At 46.1% G+C, this 21956-nt stretch carries 22 protein-coding genes; 5 read left to right on the top strand and 17 right to left on the bottom strand.

The window, feature by feature from the left end:
* Positions 1-5: 5 nt before the first annotated feature.
* Positions 6-2012 (top strand): vWA domain-containing protein, encoded by a 2007-nt coding sequence (locus tag F8C67_RS01600; RefSeq protein ID WP_151666036.1) that lies wholly within the window; start codon positions 6-8, stop codon positions 2010-2012.
* Positions 2013-2022: 10 nt separating this feature from the next.
* Positions 2023-3300 (top strand): dihydroorotase, encoded by a 1278-nt coding sequence (locus F8C67_RS01605; protein WP_151666037.1) that lies wholly within the window; start codon positions 2023-2025, stop codon positions 3298-3300.
* Here the strand turns inward: F8C67_RS01605 and F8C67_RS01610 are convergent.
* The gene (locus tag F8C67_RS01610; RefSeq protein WP_151666038.1) at positions 3295-4068 is read right to left on the bottom strand and encodes an MBL fold metallo-hydrolase; all 774 of its coding nucleotides are present in this window, start codon (positions 4066-4068) and stop codon (positions 3295-3297) included. The two genes, F8C67_RS01605 and F8C67_RS01610, sit on opposite strands and share 6 nt — an antisense overlap.
* Positions 4069-4152: 84 nt before the next feature.
* Here F8C67_RS01610 and F8C67_RS01615 point away from each other — a divergent pair, with 84 nt between their 5' ends.
* Positions 4153-5586 carry a TonB-dependent receptor gene (locus tag F8C67_RS01615; protein WP_151666039.1) on the top strand — a complete coding sequence of 478 codons (1434 nt, stop codon included), beginning with the start codon at positions 4153-4155 and terminating at the stop codon, positions 5584-5586.
* Positions 5587-5595: 9 nt separating this feature from the next.
* Here the strand turns inward: F8C67_RS01615 and F8C67_RS01620 are convergent, their stop codons facing one another.
* The 9 genes from F8C67_RS01620 to F8C67_RS01655 form a co-directional block, all read right to left on the bottom strand.
* Positions 5596-6894: a cryptochrome/photolyase family protein gene (locus F8C67_RS01620; RefSeq protein WP_151666040.1), complete on the bottom strand. Its 1299-nt coding sequence runs from the start codon at positions 6892-6894 to the stop codon at positions 5596-5598.
* 38 nt (positions 6895-6932) lie between these two features.
* Positions 6933-7082 carry a hypothetical protein gene (locus F8C67_RS14255; protein ID WP_170266312.1) on the bottom strand — a complete coding sequence of 50 codons (150 nt, stop codon included), beginning with the start codon at positions 7080-7082 and terminating at the stop codon, positions 6933-6935.
* Positions 7083-7177: 95 nt separating this feature from the next.
* Positions 7178-7894, bottom strand: a complete 717-nt coding sequence (gene folE, locus F8C67_RS01625; RefSeq protein WP_151666041.1) for a GTP cyclohydrolase I FolE — start codon at positions 7892-7894, stop codon at positions 7178-7180.
* On the bottom strand, positions 7848-8264 hold the full coding sequence (locus tag F8C67_RS01630) for a 6-pyruvoyl trahydropterin synthase family protein (RefSeq protein ID WP_151666042.1): 417 nt from the start codon (positions 8262-8264) through the stop codon (positions 7848-7850). The genes folE and F8C67_RS01630 overlap by 47 nt, the downstream gene beginning before the upstream one ends.
* A complete protein-coding gene (gene idi, locus F8C67_RS01635; protein ID WP_151666043.1) occupies positions 8261-8776 on the bottom strand; it encodes an isopentenyl-diphosphate Delta-isomerase in 516 nt (171 codons plus the stop codon). Before idi ends, F8C67_RS01630 begins: the two co-directional genes overlap by 4 nt.
* 12 nt (positions 8777-8788) lie before the next feature.
* Positions 8789-9628 carry a phytoene/squalene synthase family protein gene (locus tag F8C67_RS01640; protein WP_151666044.1) on the bottom strand — a complete coding sequence of 280 codons (840 nt, stop codon included), beginning with the start codon at positions 9626-9628 and terminating at the stop codon, positions 8789-8791.
* Complete coding sequence (locus F8C67_RS01645) at positions 9625-11109, bottom strand: phytoene desaturase family protein (protein WP_151666045.1); 1485 nt, start codon at positions 11107-11109, stop codon at positions 9625-9627. Before F8C67_RS01645 ends, F8C67_RS01640 begins: the two co-directional genes overlap by 4 nt.
* Before the next feature lie 3 nt (positions 11110-11112).
* A complete protein-coding gene (locus F8C67_RS01650) occupies positions 11113-11622 on the bottom strand; it encodes an RNA polymerase sigma factor (protein ID WP_151666046.1) in 510 nt (169 codons plus the stop codon).
* A 106-nt stretch (positions 11623-11728) separates the two neighbouring features.
* On the bottom strand, positions 11729-12631 hold the full coding sequence (locus tag F8C67_RS01655) for a MerR family transcriptional regulator (protein ID WP_151666047.1): 903 nt from the start codon (positions 12629-12631) through the stop codon (positions 11729-11731).
* Positions 12632-12769: 138 nt separating this feature from the next.
* On the opposite strand from F8C67_RS01655, the gene F8C67_RS01660 reads away from it, so the two are divergent.
* Positions 12770-14350: a peptide chain release factor 3 gene (locus F8C67_RS01660; protein WP_151666048.1), complete on the top strand. Its 1581-nt coding sequence runs from the start codon at positions 12770-12772 to the stop codon at positions 14348-14350.
* Here the strand turns inward: F8C67_RS01660 and F8C67_RS01665 are convergent.
* The 3 genes from F8C67_RS01665 to recN all read right to left on the bottom strand — a co-directional run bounded on the left by F8C67_RS01665 (position 14347) and on the right by recN (position 17957).
* Complete coding sequence (locus F8C67_RS01665) at positions 14347-14727, bottom strand: hypothetical protein (protein ID WP_151666049.1); 381 nt, start codon at positions 14725-14727, stop codon at positions 14347-14349. The genes F8C67_RS01660 and F8C67_RS01665 overlap by 4 nt on opposite strands.
* A 704-nt stretch (positions 14728-15431) precedes the next feature.
* On the bottom strand, positions 15432-16244 hold the full coding sequence (locus F8C67_RS01670; protein ID WP_151666050.1) for an enoyl-ACP reductase FabI: 813 nt from the start codon (positions 16242-16244) through the stop codon (positions 15432-15434).
* A gap of 57 nt (positions 16245-16301) precedes the next feature.
* The gene (gene recN / locus F8C67_RS01675; protein WP_151666051.1) at positions 16302-17957 is read right to left on the bottom strand and encodes a DNA repair protein RecN; all 1656 of its coding nucleotides are present in this window, start codon (positions 17955-17957) and stop codon (positions 16302-16304) included.
* Positions 17958-18090: 133 nt separating this feature from the next.
* Here recN and F8C67_RS01680 point away from each other — a divergent pair, with 133 nt between their 5' ends.
* Positions 18091-18696: a hypothetical protein gene (locus F8C67_RS01680; RefSeq protein ID WP_151666052.1), complete on the top strand. Its 606-nt coding sequence runs from the start codon at positions 18091-18093 to the stop codon at positions 18694-18696.
* Here the strand turns inward: F8C67_RS01680 and porD are convergent.
* From porD to F8C67_RS01700, 4 genes are read right to left on the bottom strand one after another with little or no spacing between them, the layout of a single operon-like run.
* A complete protein-coding gene (porD, locus tag F8C67_RS01685; protein WP_151666053.1) occupies positions 18674-19591 on the bottom strand; it encodes a type IX secretion system protein PorD in 918 nt (305 codons plus the stop codon). The two genes, F8C67_RS01680 and porD, sit on opposite strands and share 23 nt — an antisense overlap.
* On the bottom strand, positions 19584-20789 hold the full coding sequence (gene coaBC / locus F8C67_RS01690; RefSeq protein WP_151666054.1) for a bifunctional phosphopantothenoylcysteine decarboxylase/phosphopantothenate--cysteine ligase CoaBC: 1206 nt from the start codon (positions 20787-20789) through the stop codon (positions 19584-19586). Before coaBC ends, porD begins: the two co-directional genes overlap by 8 nt.
* A 7-nt stretch (positions 20790-20796) precedes the next feature.
* Positions 20797-21129 (bottom strand): DNA-directed RNA polymerase subunit omega, encoded by a 333-nt coding sequence (locus F8C67_RS01695; protein ID WP_151666055.1) that lies wholly within the window; start codon positions 21127-21129, stop codon positions 20797-20799.
* Complete coding sequence (locus F8C67_RS01700) at positions 21129-21938, bottom strand: outer membrane protein assembly factor BamD (protein WP_170266313.1); 810 nt, start codon at positions 21936-21938, stop codon at positions 21129-21131. Before F8C67_RS01700 ends, F8C67_RS01695 begins: the two co-directional genes overlap by 1 nt.
* Positions 21939-21956 lie beyond the last annotated feature (18 nt).

The following is a 21956-nucleotide window of genomic DNA, read 5'->3' on the forward strand; positions in this document are numbered from 1 at the left end:
GTTACATGGAATTTCTTAATCCTGCTTTGCTCTGGGGCTTGTTGGGGGTGTCAATCCCAATCATCATTCACCTTCTTCAACTGAAGCGTTACAAAACCGTGTTTTTCAGCGACATTCGGTTTTTGAAGAACGTGCAGAAGTCGGCCCGAAAACAACAGCGAGTACGCCATTGGCTAATTCTGCTACTTCGAATATTAGCTTGGTCGTTGCTCACTTTGGCGTTTGCTCTGCCTTTCATCCCTTCTGGAGATCAACTTTCGAAGCAAAGAAGCGAAGTTGTAATCTACGTAGACAACTCTCCTAGCATGACGCGCAAGGCGAGCACAGGTCCGATGTGGGTTGTAGCCCTTGAAGCCGCGGATAACATCATCGATCAGAATCCAAATGCCACCTTCCACGTGATTTCTGCAAGTAGTGAGGGTGCTGATGCCATCCCCCTAAACGCGACTGCGGCTCGAAAAGCGGTTCGTGGAATCCAGCCGTCGAAGAATTCACTTACTTGGCAGGATGTCATGCGTAGAATTTCTACCTACGGCATCACAGATACAGCGCAGGTTTACATGCTCACGGATGCCCAGGAAGTCACCTTGGATGACCTCGATGAATCGGACCTCAAAATAGAATTACTGCCGGTCCTCATTCAACCCGTGGGAAGAGCGGCGAATCTGACTATAGATTCAGCTTGGGTGAATTCGCCCGTAATCCTTCCTAATCAGGCCTTAGAACTTGGCTATTCCCTTGTGAACTATGGTGATGAAGATTCTGATGTTCCGACAGAGCTATGGGTGAACGGCGAATTGCGTGGCGCAAAATCACATTTGGTTGAAGCTGAGTCTTCTTTGGAATCTAGCATCACATTCCAAGTAAATTCCAATCATGTTCAGACTATAGAGTTGAGGATTCAGGACGATGCCATCAATTATGATGACTCGTATTTCCTCACTGCCAACGTGAGATCGGAGTTAAGCATGCTTCACATTTACGATGCTAGTTCTGCCACCCTCCCTCTAACTGAGCTTATCAATGATTCGGCCGTTGTGCTTGAGTCTGTGAACTACGCTCAAATTCCATACGGCAGACTTTCTAATTTCGACTTGATTGTGCTGGATCGCACCCGAGGAGCTTGGCCAAGTGGATTGGCAAGTGGCTTAAATGAAGCAATTGAAAGTGGCACCTCTGCACTCATCCTACCGTTCGGGCCTTCAGAACAGGACTTATCAACCTTGAACATAAGTAAATACGGGGAAGCAGATACGGTGAACATCTCGAACATTGAGGTGAATTATGGCGATGCGTTCTACTATGGAGTCTTTTATGAAGACCCAAAGAGGATTCAATTACCGACGCTCGACACGCACTTCCCGATCGCGGATGACTATAGAATTCAAGGTGGAACAAATCTATTGCAGTCTGCCTCTGGTAGCCCAAGCCTCGTGAGGTATCAACGTGGATTTGGACAAATTTATCAGTGGAATGCCCACCCCGTTGCCGATCAGAATGGCTGGAGTGAACTGTATGTCCCACTACTCTATCAAATGGCCATTTTCAAAGGTCAGCCTCAATGGTATTCATTTGAGCTCGGGACTGCGACTAGCTTCTTAATTGAACATGAGGAATCTGGCAGTGATCAGGTAGTTATGTTGAAACAAGATTCGGTAGAAGTCATTCCCCAACAGCGCAGTATGGGTGTCCGAACCGAAATCAATCTTTACGCAACAGAACTCGACCCTGGTTTTGCAATCCTGTGGAAAGACAATACGGCTATTGAAACAATCGCTTTGAATACCTCTTCTGCAGAAAGCAACCCTGCTTTACTTACAAGCGATGCACTCTCAGGAAAACTCAGTGAAAAAGGATACGAACACACCATTTCTGAAATTGATAACAAGTCCGACATTTCCAAGGTACTTGCAAGCTTGCAGGGCGAAGGACAGGATTCAAAATGGTGGATTCTTGCCGTGGTAGGTGTTCTTCTTTTAGAAATGATTCTCTGGCGACAACCAAAAAGTTAAATTTGCGGTCATGACAAGCATTCTTCTTCGCAAAGCGCAGGTAGTAGATCCGCGCTCTCCGTACAACGGCCAGACTGTTGATATTCGAATTGTGGACGAGCAAATTACCGCCATTGGCGAGGCTTTAGAAGCAGAGAATGATGAAGAAGAAGTCAATTTAGAAGGTCTTTCCATTTCCCCAGGATGGGTTGAAATGCACTCAGACTTCGCAGATCCGGGACAAGAAGAACGCGAAACCCTGCAATCTGGCTCGATGGCCGCCTTACGCGGTGGTTTCAGCACAGTTTGCCTGACTCCTAACACTTCGCCTGTAATCCAGAGCAAAAGCGATATCGAATATATCTACGCCAAGGGACAGGTACTCCCGGTCAACCTATACCCTATCGGCGCGCTATCTCGCGATATGAAGGGAGAGGAAATGACGGAGATGTTCGACATGTTCTCAGCCGGAGCTGTAGCCTTCTCGGATAATCACAACCCTGTCACCAACCCGAACCTCCTCAAAATGGCGCTGCTTTATTCAAAGACAGCCCAAATGCCAGTCGTCGACTTTCCTTTCGAACCAAAGCTTGCGAACGATGGCCAAATGAATGAGGGGCATACAGGAACTTATCTCGGTCTAAAAGGCATTCCCAACTTGAGTGAAGAACTCATTGTGGCGCGCGATATAGAACTCTGTGCGTACACCGAAGGATCCCTTCACCTGTCGAGAATATCAACGGCAGGCTCAGTAGAACGAATTCGTCAAGCCAAGGCCAACGGCCTCAATATCACGTGCGATGTAAATCTCTACAACTTACTTCTCACCGATGCTGCCCTTCACGAGTATGACTCCTTCTATAAAGTCCAACCGCCACTTCGAAGCGAAGAAGACCGCAAAGCACTGATCCGCGGAGTGAACGATGGTACAATTGACGCCATCGCGGTAGATCACAACCCTATGGACGTCGAGCGTAAAAAATGCGAATTCCAACACGCTTCCTTTGGGATGGCCTACATTGAGCAAGCCTTTGGTCTATATGGCGCAGAGCTCTCCAAAGAAATCACGTTAGAGACTTGGGTTCAATGTCTTTCACACGGACCACGCGAGGCGTATAACCTTGGTCCGATTGAAATTGTAGAAGGTGCACCGGCCGAACTTACCGTATTCGATTCGAAGGTAAGCTGGACTGCCAATAAAGCCGACTCACAAAGCTTAGCGTACAACCAACCCTTCCTCGGAAAACCACTTCAAGGACGCGCATTTGGGATTTTCAACAAAGGAGAGTATTTCAAGACCGAATCATAGGGTCACAGGAATTCTGAGTCCGTCGTGTGCCAACTGAATTCCGTCGGGAAGATTTGCATTCATTTCAGCTTCTAACCCCATTCTGTGGGAAATATGGGTGAAATAGGTCATTTCAGCACCAATTGATTTCGCCACCTCTATGCCCTTGTCCAAGTGATAATGGGAATGATGCGGTTCGTGATGTAAAACTCCGAGCACAAGAAATTTTAGTCCAGTTAGTTTCTGCAGAGTTTCATTATCAATGCCATTTACATCTGTGATATAGGCAACATCTCCAACTCGAAAGCCATGTACAGGCCAACTGCCATGCCATACAGGAAGCGGTATCACAGCTATACCGTTCAGGCTAAATTCCGATTTGGGCAGATCTCTCAAATTAATTCTTGGCGCGCCGGGATATGGTTCATGGTGAAACGCGTAGGAGAATTGTTGTTTTAGCCGGTTCTGTACTCGTTCCGTAGCCCAAATATTCATGGTAACTCCAGCGGTAAAGTTGTAGGCTCGAACATCATCAATACCAGCCACATGATCCATATGCTCATGAGTCATCAAAATGTGTTCTAGCTTATCCTGCTCAATTCCAAGCATTTGCTGCCTAAAGTCAGGTCCGCAATCTATAGCAGCGGCCCAACCGGAGGCACGATCTCTGAAAATGGCGGCTGACCTAAACCGTCGATCTCTGGGGTTTGAGGAAGTACAAACCTCACACTTACAGCCAATTACTGGTACACCTTGAGAAGTTCCTGTGCCGGTGAGAATTAATTCCATAGGTCAAAAATACATGCAAAATTCTCGACAAACACTTACATTCTCGTTACCTTTGACTCTGTACGACTGTACTAAGCAACACACATGGATCGCATTGTCCTCAACCCCGCCCAAAAGGCGCTTCGCATCAACCTTGACCCGAATGTTTACGGCACATTCGCCGAAATTGGAGCTGGTCAAGAAACCGTTCGTCACTTTTTTAGAGCCGGAGGAGCTTCCGGAACCATCGCAAAGGCCATGTCGGCATACGATAAGGACTTTTCCGATGCTATTTACGGTAAGGAGAAGGACAACCGCTATGTGACGGAAGTGCGATTGAGAAAGATGCTCGACCATGAGTACGGTTTGATTACAGAACGTCTGGATCGAGAAAAGCATCCAGATAAGCGTTTCTTCGCTTTTGCCAACACGGTTGCCACCATCAACTTCGCAAAGACCTTTAAGGGTCATGGATGGTTGGGATTGCGCTTCCAGACTTCGCCTGAGAAGGAGCCAAACGAAATCATCATTCACATTAGAATGCATGAAAACGAGGCCAAGTATCAGCAGGAGACCATTGGTGCCATGGGGGTAAACCTCATTCATGGAGCGTTCCACCTTTGGGATGATCCACGTGAACTTCTTCATTCGCTTTACGACAATATCTCTAGGGATGCTATTGAGGTTGATATGATCAACTTCTTGGGTCCAGACTTTGAGAATGTCGACAACCGCCTCATGAGCCTTCAGCTCATCAAGAATGGATTTACAGACGCTGTAATCTTCGGACCTGAAGGGAACAACCTTCTTCCAGCCGAGGTACTTTACAAGAAAAACGTGCTCGCCTTACGCGGATCTTTCCGCCCAGTAACTAAGGTGAATATCGATATGATTAAGAAGGGCTACCGCATGTTCGTAAAGGAACGCAAGGTAGAACGAGATAAACTCGTAGTTCTCTTCGAAATCACGCTTAACAACCTACTCTCCGAAGGTGAAATCGATGAGCAGGACTTCCTAGACAGAGCGGAAATCCTCTGTTCTTTAGGTCAGACTGTACTTATTTCGAATTACCAGGAGTACTACAAACTAGTCGATTACTTCGGTCGATTCACACCGCGCAGATCGGGCCTCATCATGGGTATTCCAAACCTGGAGGAAATCTTCAATGAGAAATACTACCGCAATTTGAATGGCGGAATCCTCGAGGCCTTCGGTAAGATTTTCTCAAAGGATATCAAGATTTACGTATATCCGTTCAAGCCTACAGCCAAGTCAAAGCTTACGACTAGCAAGAACTTGAAGGTACACCCTCGCTTCCGTCCGATTTTCGATTATTTGATCTACAACGGTCGTATCGTTGATATTGACGACTTCGATGAATCGATTCTTCACATTTTCTCCAGAGAAGTCTTGAGGAAGATTCGTCAGGGTGAAGACGGCTGGGAAGGTGCTCTACCTGCTTATGTAGACAACATCATCAAGGAAAATGGCCTCTTTGGATTTGAGGTTCAGGAGGATGTAGAGAAAGGCGGCAAGTAAGTCTTACGATTAATTCAACCCTGATTTGTAGCGGTCTAGCGCGCGTTCACGAGCTTCCTTATGAACGACGATAGGTTCGGGATACGAACTGGTTCCATACTCGGGAACCCAGCGTTTCACGTACTTCAAATCCTTATCGTATTTCTCCAACTGAGATTCGGGATTGAATATTCTGAAGTAAGGTGCGGCGTCGCAACCACTGCCTGAGGCCCATTGCCACCCTCCTACGTTTGAAGCTAATTCAAAGTCGAGCAGCTTGCGGGCAAAATACCTTTCTCCCAAGCGCCAATCGAGCAACAGATGCTTCGTGAGGAAACTTGCCACAACCATTCTCACGCGGTTGTGCATGAATCCGGTTTCGTTCAATTCGCGCATCCCGGCATCTACTAGCGGGTAGCCCGTTTTACCCTCACACCAAGCATCGTAATGCTCTTCATTGTGCTCCCATTCTATGTTGTCATACTTGGACTTGATTGCCGTATCCGGACTATCGGGATGATGAAAGAGAATCATTTGATAGAAATCGCGCCAAATAAGCTCGTTTAGGTACTTCTCGTTGTGTTCTTGAGCGAATTTGGCAAGCGCACGAATGGAAATGGTACCGAATCGTAAGTGCACGCTCAGTCTAGAGGTTCCTTGAATCGATGGGATGTCTCTCGTTTCGTCGTATCCATCAATGATCTTCTCGGGAAACTGCCTAGCCGGAATCTCTATTGTAGACGGAACGAAGTCCATATCACTCAATTCCAATAGCTTAAATGGCTTTGTTTGATGCAGATTTTCAGCTAAATCTAACGTGTCGTAGGCCCTAAACGAATCGCTTTGCAAGGCAGCTTTCCACTTCTTACTGTATGGAGTGTACACCAGATACGGATCGCCGTCGTCCTTTACAACCTCAGACTTCTCAAAGATGACATGGTCTTTGGCTCCGATGAAGTCAACATCATTCTTCTTTAAAAACTGATGAATAGACTTGTCTCGTTCTCGGGCGTAGGGTTCATAGTCGCGGTTGGTGAAAACCGCTTCTACGTCAAACTCCTGGAGAAGCTCTTCATAGACTTTAAGCGGATCGCCGTACTTTACTAGTAAAGAGGCGCCGAGCTGCTCGTACTCTGACTTTAGCCGTTGAATTTCTCTGTAAATGAATGATACACGAGCATCATCCTTATCCTCGAGCTTGTCGAGAATGGACGAATCGAAGATAAAGACAGGCTGAACGGGAGTATCGGCGCTTAACGCCTTAAAAAGTCCGGCATTGTCATGGATACGGAGATCTCGTCGATGCCAAAAAAGAGCTACAGAACTCATAGAGGAGGAATGTTTTTGCCCTACTCTATCTCACGCGTTTATCTGTCGCGCAATTCGATTTCGGTGAGGGCTGAATCATATTCTTCAACCAAGTCTGGCGTTGTATTGTTCTGGGCTTTTATCTCCTTTTCAGGATTAAACTCTTTGTGTTTCCACGAAGGCTTAAAAAGCTTGCGAAGGGTTTTCATGAAGTATTTCTGTGAGTCAAGTGTAGTCCAAGGATACAATGAAAAGAACCTCTCACCAAACAGATGAAATGTTCATTTTTTCACTGCACTGAGCCTTAGCCCTTTACGTACTGTAAGAACTCCTTGCGTGTAGACTTCTTCTCGAAAGCCCCGCTGTAGTGGGTTGTTACCGTGCTCGAACCACAGTCTTCAACTCCTCTGGTTGAAACACAAAGGTGTTCGGCATCGATATAGACCGCTACGTCTTCGGTGTGAAGTACTTTCTTGAGTTCTTCTGCAATCTGCTCCGTTAATCGCTCTTGCACTTGTGGGCGCTTAGAGAAATACTTCACGATGCGGTTGATTTTGCTCAAACCAACAACCTTTCCACTAGAGATGTAGGCCACGTGACACTTCCCTAGAATGGGTACGAAGTGATGTTCACAATAGCTCTGGACGGTGATATCGCGTTCAACGAGCATTTCACCGTACTGATATTTATTGTCGAAAAGCTTTGCTTCTGGCTTGTTTGCTGGATTCAACCCTTGAAAAACCTCCTGAACGTACATTTTAGCGACTCTGCGCGGTGTACCTGAAAGGCTATCATCGTTGAGGTCCATTCCGAGGATGTGCAGAATGTCTCTGAACTTTCCTTCAATTAAATCCACTTTCTCGGCATCTGAGATATCAAATGCATCAGGACGCAAAGGGGTTTCCTTCGAAGTACCTACGTGGTCGTCGCCTGACTTATCTACGATTTGCAAAATCTCGTCGGCAATAGAGTGATTACTCTTGCGGGCCGCTGAATTCGCAGAAATTTCTTGGTGTTTCATACAACTTCACCTTTAAGGATAATTGGTTCGTGATGTGTGGACGCAGCCATTCCCAAATGGTAACGGCAATCCACTCTGCTGTTGGAATTCGCGTTTTGAAAATCTCGACTTCCTCGTTGAGGTTTTTGTGATCGAGTTTTTTCTCCACGTGTTCCTCAATCAGATCCGCGAGCTCTTTCATGTCCATTACGTAGCCTGTTTCAGGTTGAATTGGACCGGTCACTGATACGATTAGCTCGTAATTGTGACCGTGATAATGCGGATTGTTACACTTGCCGAAGGCAGCATCGTTTTGCTCCATCGACCAGCTAGGGTTGTGCAAGCGGTGCGCGGCATTAAAGTGCGCATGTCTACTTACGGTAACCTTCATACATTTACAGATTGAATGAATCGATCGAAAATGATTTTGAACCACTCAGTGTATCGTTGGGGTCTCTTTTCGATGTCATTCTTCAGATCATCAACATTCACCCATTTCCATTGAGCGACTTCGGAAGGGTTCGGTTTTGGTTCACCTTCAAAATGCCCGACCATCACGTGGTCGTACTCATGTTCTGTTAGGCCTCCGTCTAGCTCGGCCTTGTAGGTAAACTCTAGAACCTTTTCTAGGTCGGTATCAAATCCCATTTCTTCCATCAAACGACGGTGTCCCGCTTCAATAATGGTTTCGCCATCTCTAGGGTGACTGCAACATGCGTTGGTCCACAATCCTCCTGAGTGGTACTTGTGAAGGGCGCGTTGATGAATCATCATCTCGCCCTTAGAATTGAGAATAAATACTGAAAATGCTCGGTGAAGTAGTCCTTTGCGGTGGGCTTCCATTTTCTCCATCAGTCCGAGCTGTTGATCACGCTCGTCGACCAGGATAACGAGTTCTGCCATGTATTTGAATTATTAGAGCAAATTAAAACTGTGGCGAAGGTAAGAACTCACGAACAGTCGATACTTTCTTCTATTCGGAATTCTGATTCTTTCTTTAAACACCACCGATGCGGACGTTCTTTTGATTTTACCGAAGAGTGCGTAGTAATACACATAAGCGATATATACTCCAAAACGCGAACCCTTAGGTAATTGTTTAATTCCTTCGAAGCCTGCAGCAAAATCCGCCTCTATATCAGCTTCAATTCTGCGTTTAGCTTCCTCGTCAAAGTTGCCCAAATCAACGTCTGGGAAGTAGCTTCTGCCCAACTGATGGAAATCTGCGCTTAGGTCTCTCAAGAAGTTGATTTTCTGGAATGCTGAGCCCAGCTTCATGGCAGACGACTTCAGGTGCTGGTAACGCTCCTCATTTCCGTCTACAAAAACCTTAAGGCACATCAACCCTACAACTTCGGCACTACCAAGAATGTATGTGTCGTACATCTCCTTGTCGTACTCGCGGGTAGGATCTAAATCCATCTCCATGCTGCGCAAGAAGGTCTCTATAAGGTCATGGTCAATGTTGTATTGTCTTACAACCGATTGGAAGCTATTGAGGATGGGATTCAAACTGATTCCATCTTCTATTGCTTGATAAGTCTGACGTTTAAAATCCTGGAGCAATCTCTCTTTAGGATACTCGTGAAAGGTGTCTACAATTTCATCGGCAAAACGAACGAATCCATAGATGGCATAGATTGGATCGTGGAGTTCGCTCTTCAACCCAAGGATACCAAGGGTGAATGATGTGCTGTAACGTTGGGTTACAATCCTACTCGTGCGAAAAGACAGTTGGTCAAACAAGGCTTTCATGCTGTACGCTTTAATTGGTCTTTTTCAATCTCTTGGGCAACAACCTGACCTGAAATCAGGCTTGGTGGAACACCAGGTCCCGGAGTAGTCAATTGTCCGGTGTAGTAAAGGTTTGGCACCTTAGGACTCTTCATCTTAGGCTTTAAAATAGCCGTTTGACTTAGCGTATTTGCCAATCCGTATGCATTGCCTTTGAAGGCATGATAGTCGTTCACGAAATCCGAATAGGCATAGTCTCTTCGGAAAACGACGTGGTCTCTGTAATCAATTCCAGTATGTGACTTCAATCGATCCATCACAATTTGGAAGTATTTTTCCTGAATCTCTTCGGTTTCCTTCATATCTGGAGCTACCGGAATCAGGATAAACATGTTTTCGCTTCCTTCCGGAGCTACTGTAGAATCTGTGAGTGAAGGAGCTGAAACGTAGAACAGTGGGTCTTCAGGCCAATGTGGATCTTCATAAATAGCCTTAGAGTGTACATCAAAATCACTGTCGAAGAACAGATTGTGATGCAAGAGTCCCTCTACCTTTCGGTCTAAGCCCAAATAGTAAAGCAAACTACTTGGAGCGAGTTTTCTTGAATCCCAATATTTTTCGGAATAAGCACGTGACTCTCTGCGAAGTACGCGCTGCTCCATGTGATGATAATCGCCAGCGGCAACTATGACATCCGCTTTGTAATTGGATGAAATGGTCACGACTTCCGAGATACTGTTTCCTTCGTAATGGCAACGCAGCACCTCACTGTTGTACACGAATTTCACACCTTTCTCTTCGGCCAGACTCACCATTCCTTCTACAATCTTGTGCATGCCGCCCTTTGGGTACCATGTGCCCAGGGCCATGTCGGCATAATTCATCAGACTGTACAAAGCCGGTGTATTCTTCGGCATCGCGCCGAGGAAGAGAATTGGAAACTCGAGTAATTGAATGAGTTTGGGACTGGAAAAAGACTTGCGGATGTAGGCCTTCATGGAAGTAAGCAGGTGCATTTGGACGAGGCCTTTTAACACCCGCATGTCTGCAAATTCCATGATGGAGCGACCTGGCTTGTACACCAATTCCTTAATTCCTACTTCATATTTGTAGGCCGCTTCATCTAAAAACTGTTTTAACTTCGCCCCACTCCCCGGTTCGATTGAATCGAACATCGCGTAAAGTGCTTCAGGATCTGCGGGTAGATCTTCGGGACCATCTTTAAAGTAGACCCGGTACGAAGGGTCGAGTCTCTCGAGCTCATAATAGTCTGATACTTTCTTGCCGAAGCGTCCGAAATAGTCTTCGAACACATCGGGCATCCAGTACCAACTTGGTCCCATATCATAAGTAAAGCCGTGTGAACTGAACTTTCTAGCTCGTCCACCGGCTTGCTCATTTTTTTCTAATACCGTAACGTCGTAGCCTTTATCGGCAAGCGTTGTAGCTGCGGAAAGCCCGGCGAACCCGCTCCCGATTACTATGGCTGATGGTTTGTTCATGGTTTATTTGATGCGATAGTCCTTAAGCTTGGCCATCATTTTCTTCCTTGCCAAGAAGATACGGCTTTTTACAGTGCCTAGAGGGATGTCCAAGATTTCAGAGATCTCCTCGTATTTGTAGCCGTTATAGTGCATCATAAATGCCTCGAGATAGTTCTTCTCAATAGACTCTATCTGACGCATCACAAATTCGTGATCAACCAAGCTGTCGGTATTCACATCTTTGGTCGATACGGTTGAGTTGATGAAGTAACTGTTGTCCGTTTCATCAACAAAAGTGTTTTGGTTCTTCTTCTTGCGGTAGTTGTTAATGAAGGTGTTCTTCATAATGGTGTACAACCACCCTTTCAGGTTGGTACCGTTGCGGTACTTGTCCTGATTCTTAATGGCCTTGTAAAACGTTTCTTGAATAAGATCTTCTGCATCATCCAAGCGCTTGGTTAGCTTGAGGGCTAACTGCTTGAGAAACTGATGATGTTCATTAATAAGCGACCCGAACTCTGCGTTTGACATGACGTCTGTAGTTTTGTTTAACAAAAGCAAGTCAAAGTTAAACAATTTGTTGGAACATCAATATATTTTGTTGAATATTTTTGCTCAAACAGTTAAACAATATGTCTTAATGCTGATTAGCAGTGAGTTCCGTGCGCATCTCCATTACGTCTTTACAGAGAATGAAGCGCTTATCGAGACCGTTTCTCTCGAAGAACTGCACTTGGCGACCACCACAGTACCATTCTAACTCCTTAGAACCAATGAGTTCGGTAGCCTTTTCGAAATAATGATGAAGATCCCCTTCGTATGGGTTGGTCGTGAAAATGCTCACTAGCGCATCTACGTGAACCTTGTCCAATACCTCGGTGATGTAATCGAGCGGCAGAGACTGTCCTAGGTAGATCACTCTGTGTCCCCTACTCTTTAGAATGTAGTTCAGATATAGTAGTCCGAGCTCATGCAGCTCATCTGCTGGCAAGTAAAGCAGGAAGGTCTTCCCCTCCTCTTGTGTAGAGCCTTCCATCAATCTATCTATGGCCACATACAGCTTTTGCTTGATGAGATTCGAAGCGAAGTGTTCGTGGGAGATACTAATGGTGTTGGTCTGCCAGAGGATTCCAACTTGTTGAATAAAGCCACCGACCACCTTGGTGAAGGTTTCATCGGAGCCAACAGCTGCTATTGAATTCGTAAGGATGCGGTCGAACAATACCTCGTTGTATTCCAACATCGCAATCTTGAGCCCATTGATCTGGCTTTCGTAATTGCCCTGATACTTCGAGGAATCTAGCACTAGCGTATGTCGCTCGGCATCAGACAAGGCCGCAACCTTAGAAATCTTCATACCGCTGTGCACCAACACGGCAACGTTCAGGAGTCTCTTCAAATCGGAATCCTTGTAATAACGAATATTCGTGCTGGTACGCTCGGGAGTAACCACATCGTAGCGCTGTTCCCATACACGAATCGTGTGGGCCTTGACGCCAGTGAGGTGTTCTAAATCTTTTATTGAGTACTTACTCTCCATGAATGGATACTACATCTGTTTAAAAGATATAACCACAAAGTTAAACAAATGTGCTAACATCATGTGAATATTTTCATATGTCGCTAGAACTAGCCTATTCCCTACCTTTGCCGGCCGAACATGTAGAGTAGATTATCCATGGGATTTAAGGAAGAAATAGCACGTAGAAGAACATTTGGCATCATCTCCCACCCGGATGCAGGTAAAACCACACTTACAGAGAAGCTCCTTCTCTTTGGTGGCGCCATCCAGGAGGCCGGAGCTGTGAAGTCCAACAAGATCAAGAAGACCGCTACTTCTGACTTCATGGAAATCGAGAAGCAGCGTGGAATCTCGGTAGCTACTTCCGTTATGGGATTCGAATATGGTGGTAAGAAGATCAACATTCTCGATACTCCAGGTCACCAAGATTTTGCTGAGGACACCTACCGAACGCTCACAGCGGTTGATTCCGCAATCGTAGTTATTGATGTTGCCAAAGGCGTAGAGGCTCAAACCGAAAAACTCGTAGAAGTTTGTCGAATGCGCCAAACACCGATGATTGTATTCATCAACAAACTCGACCGTGAGGGTAAGGATGCCTTTGACTTGCTCGATGAGGTAGAACAAAAGCTTGGATTGAACCTCTGCCCTCTTTCATGGCCTATTGGAATGGGACAGCGCTTCCAAGGCGTATATAATATGTACGGAAAGAATCTGCAGTTGTTCAGCGCCAACAGCAAGCAGAAGATTGCTGAATCCATTGAATTCGACAATATCGAAGATGCATCACTTGACCAGCATATCGGAGAAGAGTCTGCAGCGACTTTGCGAGAAGAGGTCGAGCTCGCCAGCGGAGTTTATCCAGAGTTCTCTCAAGAAGATTACATTAAGGGCGACCTATGTCCGGTATTCTTCGGATCCGCTCTCAACAACTTTGGCGTCAAAGAATTGCTCGATTGCTTCGTCGACATCGCGCCAAACCCACAACCTAAGGCTGCAGAAGAGCGTGTAGTGAATCCAATGGAGGACAAGTTCTCAGGATTCGTTTTCAAGATTCACGCGAACATCGATCCGAATCACAGAAGTAGAATTGCCTTTGTGAAAGTCGTATCTGGTCTATTTGAACGAAACACGAATTACAAGCACGTCCGCTTGGGCAAGAGCTTCAAGTTTTCGAGCCCTACCACCTTTATGGCCTCTAAGAAGGAAATTGTTGACAAGGTGTACCCAGGAGATATTGTGGGCTTACCAGACACCGGCAACTTCCGGATTGGCGACACCATTACGGGAGGCGAAGACCTTCATTACACTGGTATCCCGAGCTTTTCACCTGAACATTTCCGCTTTATCAACAATGCGGATCCAATGAAGGCCAAGCAGTTGAACAAGGGCATCGATCAATTGATGGACGAAGGCGTTGCCCAGCTGTTCACCTTGATTCAAAACGGTCGTAAAATTATTGGGACCGTAGGTGCGCTTCAATACGAGGTAATCCAATATCGTTTAGAGCATGAATACAATGCGAAGTGTTCCTACGAGAACTTTCCGGCCTACAAGGCATGTTGGATTGAAAGCTCTGACGAAGGTCAGCTCGAAGAGTTCAAACGCCTAAAGCAGCGTTACTTGGCGGAGGATAAATTTGGAAAGCTTGTATTCTTGGCCGATTCTCAATTTGGCTTGCAAATGGCGCAGGAGAAATTCGACAAGATCAAGTTCCACATGAAGTCTGAGTTTTAAGCCGTAGCGCTAGCAGGACCAACAAGACGAAAAATACTCGTCGGGGTATCGCAGATAATTGCCTTGCCTCGGTACATGGCAACTGGTGCCCTAAGAAGCTCTGGTCTACGCTTGATTGCCTCAAGCCAAATTGCTGTGTTGTATTCACTCCCTCTATGGATTCTTTGATACTCCAAGTCGGCTTTGTTCAACAGGCGTTTAGGGTCGGTCTGCAACCGGTCAACCATCAATCTGAACATGGTCCCAGAGATGTTCACAGAATTGACTTCTTGCTTATTGATGTGTGAGGTAATGGTCATCGCCATGGCCAGCGTTTGCCGGTCGCGCGAATTGTTGGCGTTGTAGAGCAGTGTGAGCTCTTCGTTTCGTAGATGCATGATGATTGTTCTTAGGGGCTGTTCTTTAACAAGATACGGAAAATCTGAGATAAGGACATCGCGAGCGATGTAATGCTCCCTTTGGTCGCAAGAATGCTGCGCATTAAGACTTTCTTCGAAAGTAAAACTCCCTTCGGTCGTAAGTGGACTGAACTACTTCTCGCATTGACTATTCCAAGGAACGATGCAATATTATACGAAGCACCTTGCGAAGCCCCACTTCCGAGGAATGAGGAAGTCTTGTGCAAAGCACCTTGCGTAGCCTTACTTCCAACAAACGAGGAAGTCTTGTGCGAAGCACCTTGCGTAGCCTTACTTCCGAGGAACGAGGAAGTCTTGTGCAAAGCACCTTGCGTAGCCTTACTTCCAACAAACGAGGAAGTCTTGTGCGAAGCACCTTGCGTAGCCCTGCTTCCGAGAAACGCGGAAGTCTTGTGCGAAGCACCTTGCGTAGCCTTACTTCCGAGGATCGAGGAAGTCTTGTGCGAAGCACCTTGCGTAGCCTTACTTCCGAGGATCGAGGAAGTCTCTCCCTCCAACCCTCCATACTCCAGCATAAAAAAAGGCACAAGCTTTCGCTCATGCCTTTCTATATCCAGTGTGCTGTTAGTCTCCCTGTCAACACTTCAGTCCAACAGTCCAACGGTCTATAAGTCCATTGATCTATAAGTCTGTTAGTCTATTAATCCAAAGGTCTAGACACCCTATTTCATAAACTCATCCATCACCATATCACTAACCCCTACATTCGAGAATCCACCGTCATGGAAGAGGTTTTGCATAGTGACTTTCTTGGTGAGGTCGCTGAACATCATTACGCAGTATGACGCGCATTCGTCGGCGGTCGCATTGCCAAGAGGTGACATCTTCTCCGCGTAAGCGATAAATCCGTCGAAGCCTTTAACTCCGCTACCCGCGGTTGTCATCGTAGGTGATTGCGAAATCGTGTTAACGCGGACTTTTTTCTTAACACCCCAGTGGTAACCGAAGCTACGAGCGATTGACTCGAGATAGGCCTTATTGTCGGCCATATCGTTGTAATCCGGGAATGTACGTTGAGCCGCCATGTAAGTTAGCGCGAGGATTGACCCCCACTCGTTCATTGCGTCGAGGTTCCATGCTGTTTGCATCACCTTGTGGAACGATACTGCTGAAACGTCCCAGCCTTTCTCCAACCAATCGTAGTTGAGCTCAGTGTAGTGCTTTCCTTTACGCACGTTCACCGACATTCCGATGGAGTGAAGAACGAAGTCAAGCGGTCCGCCCAACTCTTCTACTGCACCTTTGAAAAGGTTTTCAAGATCTTCCATGCTTGTTGCATCGGCAGGAATGATCTTAGACCCCGTCTTCTCTGCAAGCTCGTTGATTTCGCCCATTCTCATGGCGATTGGAGCGTTTGTTAGAACGAATTCTGCACCTTGCTCATGGCATTGTTCAGCCACTTTCCAGGCGATTGACTCTTTATTCAATGCACCGAAGATGATGCCTCTTTTTCCTTTCAACAAGTTGTTTGACATATCGTAGGATAAGTTAATTGCGTTGTTCGATTCGGCTAAGATAGTGAATTGCCCACCCTAATTGAGTGAAAGTAGCTCGGCAGCATTAGCCCTTGCAGCGTCACTCGCGGCGTCGCCGCTCAGTATTCTCGACACCTCTTCCACTCTTTCGTCTGGATTGAGGATTCGTATTTGAGTTCTTGTAACTCCTTCAATTTCAGTTTTCTCGACCAAGTAATGAGACTTTCCTGCGGCAGCAATCTGCGGCAAATGTGTAATGGCCAAAACCTGCATTTCGGCGCCCATTCTCTTTAGAATAGTGGCCACTCTTTTTGCAGTTTCTCCGCTAATTCCGGTGTCTATCTCATCAAAAATGATGGTCGGAAGTCGCTTCGAGCTTCCCATAATGGCTTTTAGAGCCAACATTACTCGTGAAAGCTCGCCACCACTTGCCACTTTGTGAAGAGGCTTAGCATCTCGACCCATATTGGCGCTAAATGTCCAACTAACTTCATCATATCCAGTCGGGCCAGGTTGATCCCTCGCATCGAGAGCCATCATAATCCGTGCATTCGGCATATTGAGCTCAGTTAGCAAGTCACCAATCTTGGTTTCAATATTTGGCAGAACCTCGCTTCTAGATTCAGTGAGTGCAGTTCCGGCCTCCGCCATAGCTTGTTCAGCTTTGACACATTCCGATTTGGCCTCTTCAATCCGCTCTTCCATATTGGCAAAGAGATCAACTTTAGCGCTTATCTCCTCTCTGGCGTCAATTAAGTCCGACAAAAGCGATACTCTGTGCTTACTCTTCAAATGTTGAATTAAGCTCATTCGGTCATCTAAAACCTGCAATCGCTCTGGATCGAAATCCGCATTCGAAGCTATGCGTTCAAGCTCCCCTTGAATGTCCGAAAGTTCAATTTGAACACTTCGCACACGCTCCAGCAAATCGTGGACTCTAGAATCGTACTTCGAAGCACTCGTCATACTTTGAATCAATCCTTCCAACTGATTCATTATTCCATTGTCAGCACTCATCAATCGGTCTGAATCGCCCATGGTTTCAGCAACTTCCTCTGCATGCTGCAATCGATGTAGCTCCTCTTCTATCGCATCTTCTTCCTCCGGAGATTCTAATCGGGCATCAATGAGCTCGTCTAGCAAGAATTTCTGGTAGTCCATATCTTGGCCACCGGTCAATTCACGCTCAATCTCTTCAAGCGCCTTGACGGCCTTTTTCCAATTGGTATGAGCAAGCTTAAAGGCATCACGTTCAACTTCATTCTCTGCAAGTTGATCAATCAACGAAAGCTGAAATTGAGTGTCTCTCAGAAGGAGCGTGTCATTCTGTGAATGAATATCAATCAACCTTTGGGCTACCTCATTTAAATCAGAGACACGCGCGGGTGTATCATTGACGAAGGCTCTAGACTTTCCAGATGGAAGAATCTCTCTTCTCAAGATGGTCTCATCGCTGTAATCGAGGTCGAGCGATTCAAATAAAGAACGAAGCTGATAGTTTGTGAGATTCACCGTGAGTTCCACCACACATTTCTCATCGGAATTGAGTGCCGATTTGAGATCTGCTCTATCTCCCAAAGCTAAACCCATAGCGCCGAGAAGGATGCTCTTCCCCGCACCAGTTTCACCTGTAATACTAGAAAACCCAGAGGTGAAATCTAGATCCAACTCTGAAATGAGCGCGTAATTTCGAATGTGTAGGTGTGTAATCATGCAAACTCAAAGTGAGAAGAACAAAGATAAAATGAAATGTGAGTGTGAAGTGATATTCAACAGAGTTCCTTTAATTCATTAAATTCAGTCATCAAACCACAGATTTATCTCGATCTGTATAAACTATTCTCTCATGAAGCAGCTCATCTCGAATCTCGTCGTACTCCTCATCTTTTTTACGATAACTGCACATTCTCAAACTCCAAGTCAAAATATCCAACCTTGGCGTGTTGATGGCCGGATGGGGTACTCAATGCTACAATATAACAAGAGCTCGCCCGAGTTCAATTCACGTGCACGAAGCTTGAATATCGGACTTCAATTTAGAATTAAGAGAATTGTGTTAGCTGTCGATATGAATTTTGGCGAGCACACTACAATCGTCTATAATGGCGGAAATATCACTGGCGATGAAATGCTGGAGACGTATAAGTTCGGCGTGGGGTATGCTGTTCAATCCAAACACCTGGAATTGGTTCCAAAATTACTGTACCTCGATGGCTACACAGATTTATGGTTTGAAAATAACGGAGACATAGATGATCTACGGATTCGGGGAGCGGTCATCGCCGTGGATATAAATTTCACTCCTCGAAAAGGATATGGATTCTACATCAACATTGCTTCTGAGATAGACCCAATTTTCGGGAACGCGGTTCCCGACACCTGGGACAACGTATATAGGCAGTTATCTGTTGGCGTTCGAATGGACCTATTTAATTCCCAGCCTGGAGAATAGCGTCGTAATCCGAGCTACGCGGCCCGTCAATCTGCTGAAGTACCTCCACCAAGTCTGATACTTGCATAGATGGTCCATTCGAGAAGATGGAAATGATTTCATCACTCTTTGCTTCCATGAAGAGCTGAATGAGGAATGATCCTGGTCGACGCTGATAGACATCCTTCAAAGCCATTAAGCTGTTCTTAATAGCCTGCTTAGCCGCTTCTTGCTGGTCCTGATCATACATCTTATCCAAACCCAGGCGATGATACTGATAGAGCGTGTTTGAGACTTGATCAAACGCTGGGTTCAACAAGTTATCGACCATCCAATAACGGTTCCTATTGCTGTCGAATGATCTCCATCCAGTCGCCGAGTTATCATTTTGCGCAGCAGCTGTAATAGTCTGAGCCTTAACGTAAAAAGGCTCTCCTGCTCCCGGCGCGTAGGTGTCGTGATCCAATCCAATGAACACATAAGCGTAGAATGCGAGGATCGACGTGAGATTACTCAAATGCTGATTTTCAACATAGTCAATCGGAGATCCTTCAACATAGGTAAACTGGATATACGGGTCAATCCAGTTTAGTACGGGTGATTGATACGTACTGTTATAGATCGGTCGACTGTAATTCAGCTGAAGCTGACCACTAAACCGGCCGCTCTGCTGGTCGTACTGATCAATAACGAACACAAACGTACATGTGATTCGCTCTTCCGGCTGATATTCTAATTCGGTCCATTTACGCCCATTCATGAACTCGGTAAGCCTAGTTTCAAGATTCGTGAAAATGGACTTGTCCGTAATCTGAACACTAGGAGCTGTCACGCGCACAGTGGCTTGAATTTCCTGAGCTTGCAGTGAGAGGGCTGTGAAGAAAACAGCAATTAAGGCGATGGCCTTTTTAAGCATAGCGTTCAATTATCTTTTCTAGAATTACGTTGGCAACTTCGCGCTTGGACAACAACGGAACTTCAGTCCTATTCTTATCTGCGTCGAATATAATTACCTTATTTGTGTCGTGACCAAACCCTGCACCTTTATCGCGGAGGCTGTTCAGCACAATCATATCGAGCTTCTTCCGCTTGAGTTTACCGAGTGCATATTCCTCCTCGTTCTGCGTTTCTAGGGCAAATCCAACTAGGAACTGCCCGTTAGCCTTCTTCGCTCCTAAAGCCGAGAGTATATCTACAGTTGGTTCGAGTTCGATATTCCATGAGTCGGCAGATTTCTTCTGCTTTTCACGAATCTGAACTTTCGGTTTGTAATCAGAAACGGCGGCGGAAAGAATGATAATATCCGCATTCGCCTCACCACTCATCACGGCATCGTGCATCTCTTGGGTTGATTCAACCCGTGTGATCGTTAGCTTCGGGTCCGCTGCATTTAAATGTGAGGGGCCCATAATGAGGTTAACTTCAGCGCCAAGCTCCAGCGCGGCCTGTGCTAAGGCAAAGGCCATCTTTCCGGTGCTGCGGTTTCCGATGAAGCGTACTGCATCAATCGCTTCGTAGGTTGGTCCACCATTGATAAGCACACGTTTGCCGTACAACGGTTTATCCTGTGCGAGTGCATCTTCAACAAAAGCAACGATATGCTCAGGCTCTGCCATACGTCCCTTGCCCTCTAAACCACTGGCTAATTCGCCAGATTCGGAAGGGATGATGTGGTTTCCGAACGATTCGAGCTTGGAAAGATTCTGTTGGTTCGCAGGATGTGCGTACATGTCGAGATCCATAGCTGGAGCAATGAATACGGGACACTTTGCCGATGCATAGGTAGCGGTTAACAGATTGTCGCATTGTCCAGAAGCCATCTTGCTCATGGTATTGCTGGACGCTGGAGCGACAATAAACAAATCAGCCCACAAACCGAGCTCCACGTGATTGTTCCACACCTTGGCCCCTGTATCGTCGTTTGTGAAAGAATCCAAAACGGGATTCTTGCTAAGAGTTGACAACGTTAGGGGTGTAACAAAGTCGGATGCTGTAGGCGTGAGAACAACACGCACTTCAGCACCCGCCTTTACAAGGAGTCGAACTAAATGAGCCGACTTGTAGGCCGCAATGCTGCCGGTAACGCCCAACAGGACTTTCTTTCCGCGCAGCATGAGCTACTTAAAATACTTTCTTTACGTCTTCTGGGTAACGTACGTATACGTTTCCTTCCAACCACTCTTGTAGTGCGAGTGCAGTTGGTTTAGGAAGGCTTTCGTAAAACTTAGAAACTTCGATTTGCTCTTTGTTTTCAAAGATCTCCTCTAAGTTCTCTGTGTGAGTTGCGAACTCTTCCAACTTTTCGTGAAGCTCTTCGCGAATCTCGTCATTGAGTTGGTCGGCGCGACGAGCAATCATTACGAGTGACTCGTAAATGTTGGTCGTAGGTGCGTCGATTTCATTCAAATTGCGCGTTACAGTCGTGCGCGCGGCTTGACTCTTCTTGTAATCCATCAAGAAACTGATTTACCGTTCAAATACTCTTCAATCTTTGTCATAGTCTCGTCTGCATCATCCTTGAACTCACTGTCCGGGAAGGTACGAACGAAATCCAAATAGGCCGTTCTCGCTGCTTTGAAGCGATCTGCCTGTTTGTCGAGAACACTGTTCTCAGCCAACAAAAATGCCGATCTCATTCTGTAGAACATCGCCTCTTCTCTATACGGCGTGTCCGGGAAATCGTTCAGCGTGTTGGCAAACGCCGTAAGCGCAGCGCGATACTGGCGTGTATGGTAATATTGATATGCGATTTCGTAGCTCTTCTTTTCGAGCTTACCTCGCAATTCATCGATCATGTCGTTACATTCTGGAATGTATGAAGAACCAGGATGTGTGTTGATGTACAACTGTAATTCATTAACCGCCTTGTACGTGTATGCCTGATCCAGACTCCATTTCGGAGCTTCCAAGTAGTAACACTTGGCGGTCATATACGCAGCTTCGTTTGCACGTGGGTGCGACGGAAAGGTTTGGTAGAAGAACTTAAAGTGGTATCCCGCTAGGATATAGTCTTCAATTCCGAAAAGCGTGGCGCAATAATAATAGTATACGTCTTGCACCTTCACTGTTCCGCGGTAGAGTTCACGTAACTCTTTAAAAATGGGAAGTGCCTTGTTGTACTGACCTTCCTCGTAGTATTCCACAGCCTTGGTGTATTTGTAATCCAAGTCTGTGCTCTTTAATACACGTTGATATTCAGAGCAACCTGTGAGCATTAGCACGCTCGACAAGAGTAAAATAATAAGTGCGTTTTTACGAAACATCCTGCAAAAGTAATGAGA

It is taken from the genome of Phaeocystidibacter luteus, from assembly GCF_008933115.1.
In the GTDB taxonomy this organism is placed as follows: domain Bacteria; phylum Bacteroidota; class Bacteroidia; order Flavobacteriales; family Schleiferiaceae; genus Phaeocystidibacter; species Phaeocystidibacter luteus.

Bases quoted from the DNA above. Each gene is read 5' to 3' on its own strand.
- F8C67_RS01600 (WP_151666036.1), top strand. From the start codon at position 6: ATGGAATTTCTTAATCCTGCTTTGCTCTGGGGCTTGTTGGGGGTGTCA.
- F8C67_RS01605 (WP_151666037.1), top strand. From the start codon at position 2,023: ATGACAAGCATTCTTCTTCGCAAAGCGCAGGTAGTAGATCCGCGCTCT.
- F8C67_RS01610 (WP_151666038.1), bottom strand. From the start codon at position 4,068: ATGGAATTAATTCTCACCGGCACAGGAACTTCTCAAGGTGTACCAGTA.
- F8C67_RS01615 (WP_151666039.1), top strand. From the start codon at position 4,153: ATGGATCGCATTGTCCTCAACCCCGCCCAAAAGGCGCTTCGCATCAAC.
- F8C67_RS01620 (WP_151666040.1), bottom strand. From the start codon at position 6,894: ATGAGTTCTGTAGCTCTTTTTTGGCATCGACGAGATCTCCGTATCCAT.
- F8C67_RS14255 (WP_170266312.1), bottom strand. From the start codon at position 7,082: ATGAAAACCCTTCGCAAGCTTTTTAAGCCTTCGTGGAAACACAAAGAG.
- folE (WP_151666041.1), bottom strand. From the start codon at position 7,894: ATGAAACACCAAGAAATTTCTGCGAATTCAGCGGCCCGCAAGAGTAAT.
- F8C67_RS01630 (WP_151666042.1), bottom strand. From the start codon at position 8,264: ATGAAGGTTACCGTAAGTAGACATGCGCACTTTAATGCCGCGCACCGC.
- idi (WP_151666043.1), bottom strand. From the start codon at position 8,776: ATGGCAGAACTCGTTATCCTGGTCGACGAGCGTGATCAACAGCTCGGA.
- F8C67_RS01640 (WP_151666044.1), bottom strand. From the start codon at position 9,628: ATGAAAGCCTTGTTTGACCAACTGTCTTTTCGCACGAGTAGGATTGTA.
- F8C67_RS01645 (WP_151666045.1), bottom strand. From the start codon at position 11,109: ATGAACAAACCATCAGCCATAGTAATCGGGAGCGGGTTCGCCGGGCTT.
- F8C67_RS01650 (WP_151666046.1), bottom strand. From the start codon at position 11,622: ATGTCAAACGCAGAGTTCGGGTCGCTTATTAATGAACATCATCAGTTT.
- F8C67_RS01655 (WP_151666047.1), bottom strand. From the start codon at position 12,631: ATGGAGAGTAAGTACTCAATAAAAGATTTAGAACACCTCACTGGCGTC.
- F8C67_RS01660 (WP_151666048.1), top strand. From the start codon at position 12,770: ATGGGATTTAAGGAAGAAATAGCACGTAGAAGAACATTTGGCATCATC.
- F8C67_RS01665 (WP_151666049.1), bottom strand. From the start codon at position 14,727: ATGCATCTACGAAACGAAGAGCTCACACTGCTCTACAACGCCAACAAT.
- F8C67_RS01670 (WP_151666050.1), bottom strand. From the start codon at position 16,244: ATGTCAAACAACTTGTTGAAAGGAAAAAGAGGCATCATCTTCGGTGCA.
- recN (WP_151666051.1), bottom strand. From the start codon at position 17,957: ATGATTACACACCTACACATTCGAAATTACGCGCTCATTTCAGAGTTG.
- F8C67_RS01680 (WP_151666052.1), top strand. From the start codon at position 18,091: ATGAAGCAGCTCATCTCGAATCTCGTCGTACTCCTCATCTTTTTTACG.
- porD (WP_151666053.1), bottom strand. From the start codon at position 19,591: ATGCTTAAAAAGGCCATCGCCTTAATTGCTGTTTTCTTCACAGCCCTC.
- coaBC (WP_151666054.1), bottom strand. From the start codon at position 20,789: ATGCTGCGCGGAAAGAAAGTCCTGTTGGGCGTTACCGGCAGCATTGCG.
- F8C67_RS01695 (WP_151666055.1), bottom strand. From the start codon at position 21,129: ATGGATTACAAGAAGAGTCAAGCCGCGCGCACGACTGTAACGCGCAAT.
- F8C67_RS01700 (WP_170266313.1), bottom strand. From the start codon at position 21,938: ATGTTTCGTAAAAACGCACTTATTATTTTACTCTTGTCGAGCGTGCTA.